15 protein-coding genes are annotated in these 13,846 nt (G+C 71.5%); 8 read left to right on the top strand and 7 right to left on the bottom strand.

The window, feature by feature from the left end:
• Nucleotides 1-71 precede the first annotated feature (71 nt).
• Nucleotides 72-1,607: an SDR family oxidoreductase gene (locus OG798_RS08130; protein ID WP_097226764.1), complete on the bottom strand. Its 1,536-nt coding sequence runs from the start codon at nt 1,605-1,607 to the stop codon at nt 72-74.
• Between the two features lie 183 nt (nt 1,608-1,790).
• Here OG798_RS08130 and OG798_RS08125 point away from each other — a divergent pair, with 183 nt between their 5' ends.
• Nucleotides 1,791-1,961: a hypothetical protein gene (locus tag OG798_RS08125; protein WP_159055310.1), complete on the top strand. Its 171-nt coding sequence runs from the start codon at nt 1,791-1,793 to the stop codon at nt 1,959-1,961.
• 10 nt (nt 1,962-1,971) lie between these two features.
• On the opposite strand, the gene OG798_RS08120 is transcribed toward OG798_RS08125, so the two are convergent.
• Nucleotides 1,972-2,898, bottom strand: a complete 927-nt coding sequence (locus OG798_RS08120) for a LysR family transcriptional regulator (RefSeq protein ID WP_328756697.1) — start codon at nt 2,896-2,898, stop codon at nt 1,972-1,974.
• A gap of 137 nt (nt 2,899-3,035) precedes the next feature.
• On the opposite strand from OG798_RS08120, the gene OG798_RS56495 reads away from it, so the two are divergent.
• The 5 genes from OG798_RS56495 to OG798_RS08100 all read left to right on the top strand — a co-directional run bounded on the left by OG798_RS56495 (nt 3,036) and on the right by OG798_RS08100 (nt 7,468).
• The gene (locus tag OG798_RS56495; protein WP_351305882.1) at nt 3,036-3,119 is read left to right on the top strand and encodes a putative leader peptide; all 84 of its coding nucleotides are present in this window, start codon (nt 3,036-3,038) and stop codon (nt 3,117-3,119) included.
• Between the two features lie 192 nt (nt 3,120-3,311).
• Nucleotides 3,312-4,463: a dimethylsulfone monooxygenase SfnG gene (gene sfnG / locus OG798_RS08115; protein WP_328760003.1), complete on the top strand. Its 1,152-nt coding sequence runs from the start codon at nt 3,312-3,314 to the stop codon at nt 4,461-4,463.
• A gap of 77 nt (nt 4,464-4,540) precedes the next feature.
• Complete coding sequence (gene ssuE, locus OG798_RS08110; RefSeq protein ID WP_097226765.1) at nt 4,541-5,095, top strand: NADPH-dependent FMN reductase; 555 nt, start codon at nt 4,541-4,543, stop codon at nt 5,093-5,095.
• A 4-nt stretch (nt 5,096-5,099) separates the two neighbouring features.
• Entirely contained in the window at nt 5,100-6,284 is a 1,185-nt protein-coding gene (locus tag OG798_RS08105; protein ID WP_328756696.1) for an SfnB family sulfur acquisition oxidoreductase, read from the top strand.
• Nucleotides 6,285-6,325: 41 nt separating this feature from the next.
• A complete protein-coding gene (locus tag OG798_RS08100; protein ID WP_328756695.1) occupies nt 6,326-7,468 on the top strand; it encodes an LLM class flavin-dependent oxidoreductase in 1,143 nt (380 codons plus the stop codon).
• On the opposite strand, the gene OG798_RS08095 is transcribed toward OG798_RS08100, so the two are convergent.
• Nucleotides 7,458-8,522: an acyl-CoA dehydrogenase family protein gene (locus OG798_RS08095; protein WP_328756694.1), complete on the bottom strand. Its 1,065-nt coding sequence runs from the start codon at nt 8,520-8,522 to the stop codon at nt 7,458-7,460. The two genes, OG798_RS08100 and OG798_RS08095, sit on opposite strands and share 11 nt — an antisense overlap.
• A 115-nt stretch (nt 8,523-8,637) precedes the next feature.
• On the opposite strand from OG798_RS08095, the gene OG798_RS08090 reads away from it, so the two are divergent.
• On the top strand, nt 8,638-8,994 hold the full coding sequence (locus OG798_RS08090) for a YciI family protein (RefSeq protein WP_095856459.1): 357 nt from the start codon (nt 8,638-8,640) through the stop codon (nt 8,992-8,994).
• Entirely contained in the window at nt 8,991-10,187 is a 1,197-nt protein-coding gene (locus OG798_RS08085; RefSeq protein ID WP_328756693.1) for an RNA polymerase sigma factor, read from the top strand. The genes OG798_RS08090 and OG798_RS08085 overlap by 4 nt, the downstream gene beginning before the upstream one ends.
• Nucleotides 10,188-10,262: 75 nt before the next feature.
• On the opposite strand, the gene urtE is transcribed toward OG798_RS08085, so the two are convergent.
• Genes urtE through urtB form a run of 4 tightly spaced genes read right to left on the bottom strand, consistent with a single transcriptional unit; the run spans nt 10,263 to nt 13,795 of the window.
• Entirely contained in the window at nt 10,263-10,955 is a 693-nt protein-coding gene (urtE, locus tag OG798_RS08080; RefSeq protein WP_067377911.1) for an urea ABC transporter ATP-binding subunit UrtE, read from the bottom strand.
• A 4-nt stretch (nt 10,956-10,959) separates the two neighbouring features.
• Nucleotides 10,960-11,790: an urea ABC transporter ATP-binding protein UrtD gene (gene urtD, locus OG798_RS08075; RefSeq protein ID WP_328756692.1), complete on the bottom strand. Its 831-nt coding sequence runs from the start codon at nt 11,788-11,790 to the stop codon at nt 10,960-10,962.
• Nucleotides 11,787-12,902 carry an urea ABC transporter permease subunit UrtC gene (gene urtC, locus OG798_RS08070; RefSeq protein WP_095856461.1) on the bottom strand — a complete coding sequence of 372 codons (1,116 nt, stop codon included), beginning with the start codon at nt 12,900-12,902 and terminating at the stop codon, nt 11,787-11,789. Before urtC ends, urtD begins: the two co-directional genes overlap by 4 nt.
• On the bottom strand, nt 12,899-13,795 hold the full coding sequence (urtB, locus tag OG798_RS08065; RefSeq protein ID WP_095856462.1) for an urea ABC transporter permease subunit UrtB: 897 nt from the start codon (nt 13,793-13,795) through the stop codon (nt 12,899-12,901). Before urtB ends, urtC begins: the two co-directional genes overlap by 4 nt.
• Nucleotides 13,796-13,846 lie beyond the last annotated feature (51 nt).

Here is a 13,846-nt window from a genome sequence, read left to right as displayed (position 1 = left end):
CGGGTGCGGTCATGATTGCTTCGGGCCCGCGGTCCCCGGTGGATGCGGATATCGGCGAGTGGATGCGGGACTCAGTGGGACGGCACGGCGGGCTGCGGTGCCCCGGCCGGTACGTCGGCCTCGGCCGCCGCCTTGGCGATGTTGCGGGCCATGCCGCCGAACACGACGGCGTGGAAGGGCGAGATGCTCCACCAGTAGGCGTGTCCCAGCAGGCCGTGCGGATGGAACAGGGCGCGTTGCCGGTAGCGGGACCCGCTCTCGGCGCCGGCCTCGGCGTACATCTCCAGCCAGGCGAGGCCCGGCAGTCGCATTTCCGCGCGCAGCCGCAGCAGCCGGCCCGGCTCGATCTCCTCGACGCGCCAGAAGTCGAGCGAGTCGCCCACCCGCAGCCGGGCGGCGTCGCGCCGTCCGCGCCGCAGGCCGACACCGCCCACCAGCCGGTCCAGCCGGCCGCGGAGCGCCCAGGCGGGCGGGAAGGAGTACCAGCCGTTCTCACCGCCGATGCCCTCGATCACCCGCCACAGCGCCGCGGGCGGCGCGTCCACGGACCGTTCGCGTTGATCGGTGTAAAGACTGCCGCCCGCCCAGTCGGGGTCGGTGGGGAGGGGATCACTGGGCGCGCCGGGCACGGAGGCCGACGACCACCGGGTGGTGACCTGGGCGTCCCGCACCCGTTGCAGGGCCAGCGACACCGCCTCGTCGAAGCCGAACGGGCGTCCTGGGGGATCGGGGACGTACCGGGCGATGTCGTGTTCGCGGCAGACGACCTCGTGGCGCAGTGATTCCGTGAGCGGGCGCGCGATGGACGCGGGCACCGGGGTGACCAGGCCGACCCAATGGCTGGAGAGCCCCGGGGTGAGCACCGGCACGGGCAGGATCAGCCTGCGCGGCAGCCCGGCGACGGCGGCGTACCGCTGCATCATCTCCAGATAGGTCAGGACCTCGGGACCGCCGATGTCGAAGGCGCGGTTGACCTCGGCGGGCATCCGAGCGCTGCCCACCAGGGTGCGCAGCACGTCCCGTACGCCGATCGGCTGGATCCGGGTGCGCACCCAGCGGGGCGTGACCATGACCGGGAGGCGTTCGGTGAGGTAGCGGAGCATCTCGAAGGAGGCCGAGCCGGAACCGATGATCACCGCCGCGCGCAGGACCGTGGTCGGCACGCCCGACTCCAGCAGGATGCGGCCGACCTCGGCGCGCGACCTGAGGTGGGGCGAGAGGCGTTCTTCGGGGACACCCTCCGGGGTCAGGCCGCCCAGGTAGACGATCCGGCTCACCCCGGCGGCGCGGGCCTGCTCGCCGAAGATCCGGGCCGCCTTCCGGTCGGTCTCCTCGAAGTCGCGGCCCGTGCCCAGGGCGTGCACCAGGTAGTACGCGACGTCGATGCCGCGCAGCGCCTCGGCGACCGAGCCGGCGTCCGTGACGTCGCCGCGCACCACCTCCGCGTCGCCCGACCACGGGTAGTCGCGCAGCTTGGCGGGGGAGCGGGCGAGACACCGCACGCGGTGCCCCGCCTCCAGCAGCTCGGGGACCAGCCGGCCGCCGATGTAGCCGGTGGCACCGGTCACCAGACAGCGCGGGCCGGGGCGGGGATCGTCGTCGCTCATGCGTCCCTCCGTCGTTAACCGGGCCACCCGCTTTCCGTGTTCCCTCTCTCATCTCTTCCACGCGAACACGGCGGTCGGATGCGCCCAGGACCTGTCCGGCGGAGTCCTTACGGACATGTCCGGGGGAATCGCGGGCAAGCGGGGGAACACGAGCGTCCGAGGTCACAGCTGGAGGTGTCTGCCGTGATGGGCACGAAGGTGTTGGAGCGGTTTCCCGCGGGAGGCCCGCGCGGATCCTGGACGGCGGAGGAGTACGCGGCCCGGCGCCGCACCGAGGGGCAGCCCGCGACGGTGGTGATGGACCTGAAGTCGGACGCCTTCCTCGTGGTGGTGCCGGTCGGCGACGAGGACTGAACGACCCCGGTCAGGGCCGATCCGACAGCCGGCCGCCGAGCTCCGCCGCCCTGCGCACGAACGCCTCGTGCAGGTCGTGGGCGGCACGTGGCACCGACTCCGCCCGGCGGCGGCGCAGCATCAGCAGGACCCGCGTCGTGTCGTCCGTGAGCGGCCGATGGGTGATGGCGCCGCACCGCTCGAGGGGATCCCCGATCACACTGAAATCGGGCAGGACCGTCGCGCCCAGCCCCTCGGCGACCATGAGCTTGCCCATCTCCGCGCCGTCGGTCGTGTACGAGAGGGCCGGGCCGCGGCCCTCCAGGAGCCGGTGGAGATAGCGGTGCATGACGTACCCGGAGCGCATGGCGATCAACGCCTCGCGTCCGTCCAGCAGGTCCGCCGCCGACACCGCGTCGAGTGCGGCGAGCGGACTGTCCGGGCGCAGGCACACCACCGGTCGGCCGCGCAGCAGTTCGGTGGTCTCGAAGTCGGCGGGCAGGTCGTCGCCGTCGAGATGGTTCACCAGGCCCAGGTCGAGGCCGCCCTCCGACAGGGCCCGGTGGATCTCCGTCTGCTGGGCGCCGACCACCTCGACCTGCGTCAGCGGATGCGCCGCGCGGAATTCCCGGACCGTCGGGATGAGCAGGGGCACCGTCGCCGCGTTCACCGTGCCGACGCGGACCATCCGGCTGATGCGGTGCTGCTCGCCGGCCGCGCCGCGCAGCCGGTCCACCGCGTCCAGCACGTTGATGATGTGGGGCAGCAGCTCCCGCCCCTCGGCGCTCATCCGCGCGCCGGACCGCTTGCGCTCCAGCAGATCGACGCCGAGTTCGCGCTCCAGGTTCCGCACGGTCTCGCTCAACGCCGGCTGGGAGAGGTGCAGTTCCTCGGCGGCCCGGCGCAGTGAGCCGAGCCGGGTGACCGCCGCGATGTATTCCAGTTGCTCTGTCCGCACGCCAGCAGAATGCGGTTCATTTCACGGCCCGTTCAAGGGTTTCCCTGTCACACGTTCGTGAAATTCGGTGGTCCGCGATACGAGACCGGTCGGGTTTTCCTTGACTGCCCTCGCGGCAGGCTGCCACGATCGACGGCATGATGATGCGACTGGACCTCACGCGGCGACGCCATGTCGACCTCGCGCGCGTCTCCAGCGCCTCCTGTTGCACCGCGGCCTGAGTCCCCGGATCCGCCGCACCCCATCGGCCCCACCGCTGTCGCCGGACAGCCGTGTGCGGCGTTCTCACAGCACCGCCTGAATTCCGTGATCCCGCGCGCCGTCCTGAACGCGCTCCCTGAATTCGGCGTACCCGAAATCCGCAACAGGAGTTCCGCATGTCCGCAGCGCCCGTGAATCCCCTGAACCCCGTGATTCCCGCGAATCCCGTGAAATTCGCGTACTGGGTTCCCAACGTCAGCGGCGGCCTGGTCACCAGCAGGATCGAGCAGCGCACCGACTGGGGTTACGACTACAACCGCGAACTGGCCGTCCTCGCCGAGAACAACGGCTTCGACTACGCGCTCAGCCAGGTCCGCTACATGGCCAGCTACGGCGCCGAGTTTCAGCACGAGTCGACCAGCTTCAGCCTCGCGCTGCTGCTCGCCACCCAGCGCCTGAAGGTCATCGCCGCCGTCCACCCGGGCCTGTGGCACCCGGGTGTCCTCGCCAAACTCGGCGCCACCGCCGACCACTTGTCGAACGGCCGCTTCGCGGTGAACGTCGTCAGCGGCTGGTTCAAGGGCGAGTTCACCGCGCTCGGCGAGCCCTGGCTGGAGCACGACGAGCGGTATCGCCGCTCCGAGGAGTTCATCCGCGCCCTGCGCCAGATCTGGACCGAGGACCACACCGAACTCGCCGGGGACTTCTACCGGTTGCGCGACTTCTCGCTCAAACCCAAGCCCCTCAACACCCCCGAACGCCCGCACCCGGAGATCTTCCAGGGCGGCAACTCCACCGCGGCCCGCGCCATGGCGGGCCGGGTCTCCGACTGGTACTTCTCCAACGGCAAGGACTTCGACGGGGTGGTCGAGCAGATCGCGGACGTCCGGAAGTCCGCGGCCGAAGTGGGGCGCACGGCACCGAAGTTCGGCCTCAACGGCTTCCTCATCGCCCGTGACACCGAGGCCGAGGCCCGCGAGACCCTGCGCGAGATCGTCGCCCAGGCCGACCACGAGGCCGTCGAGGGCTTCGGCGCCGCCGTGAAGCAGGCCGGACAGTCCACCGCTGACGGCAAGGGCATGTGGCAGGACTCGAGCTTCGAGGACCTCGTCCAGTACAACGACGGCTTCCGTACGGGCCTGATCGGTACCCCCGAGCAGATCGCCGAACGGATCGTCGCCTACAAGCGGCTGGGCGTCGACCTCTTCCTCCTCGGCTTCCTCCACTACCACGAGGAGGTGGAGTACTTCGGCCGCCGGGTGCTGCCCCTGGTGCGCGAACTGGAAGCGCGACTGCCGGACACAGGGACCGGCACCGAGACCGCGACCGAGTCCGAGTCCGAGTCCGTCTCCGCGCACGCCTGAATCCGTTCCCCACTCCGCTTCCGCTCCCGCTCCCGCTCCCGCTCCCGCTCCCGCTCCCGCTCCCGAAAGAGGACCCCATGGCCACCGTCCTGTCCGTCTCCGGCAGTCCGTCCGTCTCCTCCCGCACCGCGAAGCTCCTGCGCCATCTGGACACCCGGCTGGCCGCGCAGGGACACGAGGTGATCCCGCTGGACGTCCGCACGATCCCCGCCGAGGCACTGCTCGGCGCCGACTTCAAGCACCCCACCATCGTCGAGGCGACCGAACTCTTCGCCCGCGCCGACGGCGTGGTCATCGGCACCCCCGTCTACAAGGCCGCCTACTCCGGCGTCCTCAAGGCCCTGCTCGACCTGCTCCCGCAGTACGCCCTCACCGGGAAGACCGTGCTGCCGCTCGTCACCGGCGGCAGCACCGCGCATGTCCTCGCCCTCGACTACGCCCTGCGCCCGGTCCTCAACTCCATGGGTGCCGCGCACATCGTCCAGGGCTGGTTCACCCTCGACAAGGACATCACCACGGGCGAGGACGGCGGCATCACCGTCGCCCCGGCCACGGCCGAGGCCCTCACACAGGTGGTCGACCAGTTCTCGGCGGCCCTCGGCAGCGCGCCCCTGCTGGCCGCGGCGGGCTGAGGCGATGTCCGCCAAAGTGATCGCCGACGACGTCGAGGCCCTCGCCGTCGCCGCCGCGCTCGCCGAGGAGTTCCGCGCCGGTGCCTCGGCGCGGGACTCCGAACGGCGGCTCCCGCGCGAGGAGTTGGACCGCCTCTCCGCCTCCGGGCTGCTCGCCGTCACCGTGCCCGCAGAGCACGGCGGGGCGGACGTACGGCAGGAAACCCTCGCGGAGGTCTTCAGGCTGCTGGCCTCGGCCGACGCCAGCCTCGCCCAGATCCCGCAGAACCACTTCGTGTACGTGAACGTGCTGCGCCGCCAGGGCACCCCGGAGCAGCAGACGTTCTTCTTCGACGAGGTCCTGGCCGGACGCCGCTTCGGCAACGCCCAGTCGGAGGCGGGCACCCGACACGTCCAGGACATCCGCACCCGCCTCGACCCCGGGCCTGACGGCTCGTACGTCCTCACCGGCGTCAAGCACTACTCCACCGGCGCGCTCTTCGCCGACTGGATCCCCGTCCTCGCCCGAGTCGCCGACGACAGCCTGCACGTCGCCTACGTCCCCCGCGGCGCCGACGGGGTCACGGTCGTCGACGACTGGGACGGCATGGGCCAGCGTACGACGGCCAGCGGCACCGTCCGCCTCGACGCCGTCCACGTGCCCGCCGACCGTGTCGTCCCCCATCACCTCACCTTCCAGGGGCCCCAACTCCACGGAGCAGTGGCGCAGTTGCTGCACGCCGCCATCGACGCCGGGATCGCCGCGGGCGCACTGGCCGAGGCCGCCGAGTTCGTCCGCACCAAGAGCCGGCCCTGGTTCGAGAGCGGCTTCGACACGGCGGCCGAGGACCCGCTCCTCATCCAGCGGTTCGGTGAACTCGCCGTCCAGGTAAGGGCGTCCGAGGCGCTGCTCGGTGCCGCGGCCCGCACGGTGGACGCGGCCCACGACGAACTGACCGAGGACTCGGCGGCCGAGGCGTCCATCGCGGTGGCCACCGCGAAGGTGCACACCTCCGCCACCGCCGTGGAGGTGGCGGGCGCACTCTTCGAGCTGTCCGGGACCCGTTCCGCCCTCAACTCGCTCAATCTGCACCGGCATTGGCGCGACGCCCGCACCCACACCCTGCACGACCCGGCCCGCTGGAAGATCCAGCACATCGGCCGATACGTGCTGGGAGGCACCAGACCACCCCGCCACGGCCTGCTGTGACCCCACTCGCTCATCGGCCCCCACGATCGGAGAACGCCCCCGTGTCCCTCACCTTCCACTGGTTCCTGCCCACCAACGGCGACAGCCGCCATGTCGTAGGCGGCGGTCACGGCACCCCCGCCACGGCCTTCGGCCGGAACCGGCCGCCGACGGTCGCCTATCTGAGTCAGATCGCCCGCGCCGCCGAGGACCTGGGCTTCGTCGGCGCGCTCACCCCCACCGGCGCCTGGTGCGAGGACGCCTGGCTGACCACCGCGATGGTCAGCCAGCACACCGAACGGCTGAAGTTCCTGGTCGCCTTCCGGCCCGGCTTCGTCTCCCCCACGCTCGCCGCGCAGATGGCCTCCACCTTCCAGCGGCAGACCGGCGGCCGGCTGCTCCTCAACGTGGTCACGGGCGGCGAGAGCCACGAACAGCGTGCCTACGGCGACTTCCTCGACAAGGACGCCCGCTACCGCCGTACCGGCGAATTCCTGCAGATCGTGCGGGACCTGTGGGAGGGCAAGACCGTCGACCTGTCCGGCGAACACCTCCAGGTCGAGGACGCCAGGCTGGCCCGGGTCCCCGACCCGGTCCCCGAGGTCTACTTCGGCGGCTCCTCGCCCATCGCCGGCGAGATCGCCGCCCGCCATGTCGACGTCTACCTCACCTGGGGCGAACCGCCCGCCCAGGTCGCCGAGAAGATCGCCTGGGTACGGGGGCTGGCGGCGAAGGAAGGGCGCACCGTCCGCTTCGGCATCCGGCTGCACGTCATCACACGCGACACCGCCGAACAGGCCTGGACCGAGGCCCACAAGCTCCTGGACGGCTTCGACCCGGACACCGTGAAGTCCGTCCAGGCGGGCCTGGCCCGCAGCGAGTCGGAGGGGCAGCGGCGCATGCTCGCCCTCCACGGCGGCAGCCGCGAGGACCTGGAGATCCACCCCAACCTGTGGGCCGGCATCGGCCTCGTCCGCGGCGGCGCGGGTACCGCCCTGGTCGGCAGCCACGACGAGGTCGCCGAGCGGATCAAGGAGTACCACGCCCTCGGCATCGAAGAGTTCGTCCTCTCCGGCTATCCGCACCTGGAGGAGGCGTACTGGTTCGGCGAGGGCGTCCTGCCGCGTCTGGCCGCACAGGGCCTGTGGCAGCACCCGTTCGCACCGACGTCCGCCCCCGCCGCGCAGGTGCCGTTCACAAGCTGAGCGAACCGGACGAACCGAGCGCACCGAGGTGGGCGGCGCGCACCTGGGCGGTCTGCCCCTGCACCAGCAGGAACATCCCCTCGCGTGCCAGCCGTTGCGCCGGGCTGCCCAGGTCCATCGCGCGCCCGCCACCGGCCACGACCGCCGCGGTCGTGGCCGCGCGCATGACGTCGTACGCCCGCGTCTTGACCGCCAGCCGCTCCGCGATCCGCTCGGTGGGCACCGGGTGGTCGGCGAGTTCGTACGCCTGGCGTCTGACCTCTTCGAGGCGGGCGCGCAGCACCTGCCCGGTCTCCTTCGCCGCGGGATCGCCGTCCAGCAGGTCGAGTGCCGACGCGCTGATCCCGAAGACGGCCGGCGAGGCGTTGGTGTTCTTGGGGCGATCGGTGACCGCCCAGCTCTCGTACGGCGTGCGCAGGGCCACGGCGTCGTCCGGGAGCCACAGCCCGTCCAGCTCCAGGGACACCGTGCGCGAGGCGGTGAGCGCTGCCAGCCGCATCGGCGGCGAAGGCCGCAGTCCGGGCTGCTCGCGCGCCTCGGTGAACGCGAACAGCGCCTCGTCCGCGTCCGTCACCCCGGCGAGCAGCATCACGTCGTTCAGTCCCCAGCCCGTGTACCAGGGGACCGTCCCGTCGAAGCGCCAGCCGCCACGCTCCCGGGTGACCCGAACGGGGATCCGCGGGTAGGCCCGCAGTTGTGCGTACGCGACCCCGGACAGCAGCTCCCCGCTCGCCAGCGGGCCCAACAACCGTTCCCGCGCCGCGGGTTCACCCTTCGCCAGGGTCAGTACCGGAGTGTGGTGCTGGGTCTGCACGAACCAGGTCGAGCAGCACGCCCCGGCCAGGATCTCGGCGGTCTCCCGGACCACCGCGGCGGGCGCGGCCGACCCGCCGTAGGCCACCGGCGCGCTCACCCCGAGCAGCCCCGATCGCTTGACCGCCTCGATGCTGCTCGCCGGCACGCCCTCCTGGTCCACGCGTTCCGCCCGTGGGGCCAGCACCTCGGCCGCCAGCCGTCCGGCCGCCGCGACGAGCGGATGCGGTGGGGTGGTCATCGAAAAAATCTCCCGCTGTCGTCGTGTCGTGTGTCGATCCGGCCGCCTCCCGTTCGTGTAGTCAGTGAAAGACCACCCGAGAACGAGCCGAGAACGACACGGCCGAGGAGCACACATGAAGTACTACCTGCTGAGCGTGATGCAGCCGCCCGGTGAGCCGCCCGCGCCCGAGATCCTGAAAGAGATCATGCACAATCTCGACGTCTTCCACGCGGAGCTGCGCGAGGCCGGTGCGTGGGTGTTCGCCGGGGGACTGCACGGACCGGAGACGGCCACCGTGGTGCGCGCCAAGGACGGCGACGTGCTCGTCACCGACGGCCCGTACACCGAGAGCAAGGAGTACCTGGGCGGGATCTGCCTGATCAAGGCACCCGACCTCGACGCGGCGCTCGCCTGGGGCCGCAAGGCGACGCTGGCGACCACGCTCCCCATCGAGGTGCGGCCCTTCATGGGCGAAGCCGAGGACGGATGACCCCGAACGCCGACATCGAGGCCGTGTTCCGCGCCGAATACGGCCGCGCGGTCGCCGTCCTCGTCCGTTTCCTAGGTGACATCGAGCTCGCCGAGGAAGCGGTCCAGGACGCCTTCACCACCGCCCTGCGGAAGTGGCCGGAGTCGGGCATACCGCCCAGCCCGGCCGGGTGGATCATCACCACCGCGCGCCACCGAGCCGTCGACCGGCTGCGTCGCGAGTCCACGCGCGAGGCCCGGCACGCCGAGGCCGAGCGGCTGTACGCCCGGGACGAACCGGCCGAGGAGGGCCCCGTGCGCGACGACCGGCTCCGCCTGATCTTCACCTGCTGCCACCCCGCGCTCGCCACCCAGGCCCAGGTCGCCCTCACCCTGCGCCTCCTCGGCGGCCTGACCACGCCGCAGATCGCCCGCGCCTTCCTCGTCCCCGAGCCGACCATGGCGCAGCGGATCGTCCGCGCCAAGGCCAAGATCCGCGACGCCCGCATCCCGTACCGCATCCCGCGCGACGCGGACCTCCCGGACCGTGTCAGGGGAGTGCTCGCGGTCGTCTACCTCATCTTCAACGAGGGCTACGGCGGCCGGGAGGACCTCTGCGCCGAAGCCGTCCGGCTCGGCCGACTCCTCGTCGAGCTGATGCCGGACGAGCCCGAGGCCCTCGGCCTGCTCGCGCTGATGCTCCTCATCGAGTCGCGCCGGCCCGCCCGCGCCACACTGGACGGCGACCTGATCCTCCTCGCCGACCAGGACCGCTCGCGGTGGGACCGCGATCTCCTCACCGAGGGACAGACCCTCGTACGCCGCTGTCTGCGCCGCAACCGGCCGGGCCCGTACCAGATCCAGGCCGCGATCAACGCCGTACACAGCGACGCCCCGACCGCGGCCGCCACGGACTGGGGCCAGATCCTCCAGCTCTACGACCAGCTGGCCGCGCTCGCCCCGAGCCCGGTGGTCGCCCTCAACCGGGCCGTCGCCGTCGCCGAGGTCGAGGGCCCGGAGCAGGCGCTCGCCCTCGTGGACGCGCTCGACCTGGACGGCTACCACGCCTTCCACGCCGTACGGGCGGACCTGCTGCGCCGCCTCGGGCGGCACACCGAGGCCGTACGGGCGTACGAGGCGGCCATCGCGCTGACCGACAGCGCACCGGAGCGCGCCTACCTCGAACGGGCCCGCGCGGCACTCCCACGAAGCTGAGCGGCGCCTGCACGAAGCCGGGCGCCGCGCGCAGGAGACCGAGCGGCGCCCGTACGAGCCGGGAAGCGCCCGCGATCACACGCTGAGCGCCTCCCGTACCGACCGCTCGGCCTCCTGCCCGCCCTCGCCCGACGAGGTGACCCGGCCCGCCTCCAGGACGTAGTACCGCTGCGCCGCCCGCATCGCGAACCCGACGTGCTGCTCGACCAGCAGGACCGAGAGCCCGCCCCGGGCGGCCAGGGCGAGGATCGTCTCCTCGATCTCGGCGACGACCGAGGGCTGGATGCCCTCGGTGGGTTCGTCGAGGAGCAGGATCCTGGGGCTCGTCACCAGGGCGCGGGCGATGGCGAGTTGCTGGCGCTGACCGCCGGAGAGCAGCCCGGCCCGGCGGTTCGACAGGGTCCTCAGCGCCGGGAACAGATCCAGCGCCTCGGCGATCGCCTCCTTGCCGCGCCTGCGCCCGTCCGCGACCAGCTGGAGGTTCTCGGCGGTCGTGAGGTGCGGGAAGGCCTGCTGACCCTGGGGGACGTACGCCATGCCGCGCGCCACCCGCTCGTGCGGCTTGCGGCGGGTGATGTCCTCACCGTCGAGACGGACGTGGCCGCTCTGTGGGGTGAGCAGTCCGACGGCGGCGCGCAGCAGGGTGCTCTTGCCCGCGCCGTTGTGTCCGAGCACGGCCGCCACTGCGTCGCGCGGGACCTCGACACGGACGCCGTGCAGGACGGTACTGCGGTGGTAGCCGACGCGTACGTCGTCGATCTCCAGCATCACGTCAGGCCTCCTGTACGGCGGTCGGTCGGGGCACGCTCGTCGTGGTGTCCTCGGTGTCCTCGGTGGCCGCGTGTCCGAGGTAGACCTCCTGCACCTTCGGATCCGCCTGCACCTCGGTCACCGTCCCCTCGCTGAGCACCTTGCCCGCGTGCAGCACGCTGACGCTGCGCGCGAAGGAGCGCATGAAGTCCATGTCGTGTTCGATGACGACCACGGTCCGCTCCCGGCTGATGCGCCGCAACAGTTCGCCGGTGGCCTGCCGTTCGTCGTGGCTCATGCCGGCCACCGGCTCGTCGAGCAGCAGCAGCCGGACGTCCTGGACGAGCAGCATGCCGATCTCCAGCCACTGTTTCCGGCCGTGCGCGAGTGTTCCGGCGAGGCTGCCCGCGAGGTCCGTCAAGCCCACCGTCTCCAGGGCGCGAGCGACGGACTCCGGTACGCCCTTGCGGCGCCGCAGCATGGTGAGCGCGCCGCGGCCCGCGCCCGCCGCGATGTCCAGGTTCTGCAGGACCGTCAGCTCCTCGAAGACGGTGGCCGTCTGGAAGGTGCGGCCAATTCCCGAGCGGGCGATGCGGTGCACGCTGCGGCCGAGAATGTCCTCGCCCCCGAAGCGCACCGACCCCTCCGCCTTCACCAGGCCGGTGACGGCGTCGACCAGGGTCGTCTTGCCCGCGCCGTTCGGTCCGATGAGGAAGCGCAGATCGCCGGGGCCGACGTCGAGGTCCACTCCGTCGACGGCCGTGAAACCGTCGAAGGACACGCGCAGTCCCCGTATCTCCAGTCCCGAGAGTCCGGTGTCCGTCCGGGGCTCGGTGGTCGTCGGATCCGTCATGCCGCTTCTCCCTCCGGCGCCCTGCTCGCCCTGCGCCGCCGGACGATCCCCACCAGTGAGGCGAGGCCGCCCGGCAGGAAGGCCAGGGCCACGATGAACAGCAGTCCCTGGAAGTAGGTCCAGGCCGCGGGGAACTCCTCGGACAGCGCGGTTCTGGCCCAGGCGACCGCGATCGCGCCGAGCACCGCGCCCACCAGGCTCGCCCGGCCGCCGACCGCGGCGCCGATGACGAGTTCGATGGACGGCACGATTCCGATCAGCGCGGGGGAGATGATGCCCACCGCGGGCACGAACAGGGCGCCCGCGAGTCCGGCCATGCCCGCCGCGACGACGTACGCGACGAGCTTCACGTTCGCCGGGTCGTAGCCGAGGAAGCGCACCCGCTCCTCCGAGTCCCGTACGGCGACCAGGAGTTCGCCGTACCGGCTGTGGATGAGCTGGCGGGCCAGGGCGATCAGGAGCAGCAGGACGGCGGCGATGACGAAGTACACCATCCGCTGGTTGACCGGGTCGTCGAGGTCGTAGCCGAAGAAGCCCTGGATGTCGGTGAGTCCGTTGGTGCCGCCGGTCGTGGCCTGCTGGCCGACCAACCAGATCGCGAAGGCCGCGGCGAGCGCCTGGCTGAGGATCGCGAAGTACGCGCCCTTGACCCGGCGTCGGAAGACGAACGAGCCGAGGATCGCAGCGACGGCCATCGGCAGCAGCACGGTCGCCGCGAGGGCGAAGACCGGGTTGGCGAACGGACGCCACCACCAGGGAAGTTCGGTGGCGGTGCCGTACAGCTGCATGAAGTCGGGGACCTGGCCGGGCCCCGCGTCCGCGATCTTCAGATGCATCGCCATGGCGTAGCCGCCCAGCCCGAAGAACACCCCCTGCCCGAGTGTCAGCAGTCCGCCGCGGCCCCAGGCCAGACAGATGCCGACCGCGACCATCGCGGTGCACAGGTACTTGGCGAGCAGCCCGAGCCGGAAGTCGGAGAGCGCGAGCGGGGCGACGGCGAAGAGCGCGACGGCGGCCGCGGCGAAACCTGCCGCAGGACGCAGGAATGTCAACCTTCCTTTCGGGGACTGGAGTTGCTTCACCGATGGGGCATGAGGAGTGGTGGTCGTCATACGAGGCTCCTCGTCCGAACGGTGTACAGGCCCTGGGGCCGCCACTGGAGGAACGCGACGATGGCCACGAGGACCAGTACCTTCGCGACGCTGACCGTGGTGGAGTACTCCAGCACGGACTGCAGCACACCCAGCACGAAGGCGACGATGACGCTGCCCTTGAGCTGTCCGATGCCGCCGACCACGATCACCAGGAAGGCGTCGATGATGACGTTGGTGCCCATCGTGGGCCCGATCGGACCGACGAGTGTCAGCGCGACCCCGGCGATCCCGGCCAGGCCGGACCCGATGAAGAACGCGGTCCGGTCGACACGGCCGGTGGAGATGCCGGACACCTCGGCGAGGTCCCGGTTCTGCACGACGGCACGGATGCGCCGCCCGAGTGGGGTCAGCCGCAGGGTGAGCGACAGGGCGACCACCGCCGCGACCGCGAGCCCCAGGATGAACAGGCGGCTGCTCGCGAAGGTGAGCGGGTCGTCGCCGCCGATGACGGTGATGTTCCCGGTGAGGACGTCAGGCGCGCGGGTCTGCACGTTGGGCGCGCCGAAGATGTCCCGGGCGAGTTGCTGGAGCATCAGGGAGACACCCCAGGTGACCAGCAGGGTGTCCAGGGGACGCAGGTAGAGCCGGCGGATGAGCAGCCATTCGAGCAGCGCGCCGAGGGCACCCGAGACGAGGAAGGCGACGGGCAGCGCGACGATCAGCGAGAGACCCGCGCCGGCGATGGACTTCTGGAGGACGTACGTGGTGTAGGCGCCGGCCATGATGAATTCGCCGTGGGCCATGTTGATGACGTTCATCTGGCCGAAGGTGAGCGACAGGCCGAGCGCGATGAGCAGCAGAACGGCACCGATGCTGACGCCGGTGAACATCTGCCCGAGGATCACGGTCATGGAGCGACTCCGGGGGACGGGACACGGGGGCCTCACGTCATGGACGAGGTC

Origin of the sequence: Streptomyces sp. NBC_00271 (genome assembly GCF_036178845.1) — a bacterium.
Classification (GTDB): Bacteria; Actinomycetota; Actinomycetes; order Streptomycetales; family Streptomycetaceae; genus Streptomyces.
The sequence above is the reverse complement of the archived record's forward strand: the minus strand, read 5'-3'. Positions and strand labels throughout refer to the sequence as shown.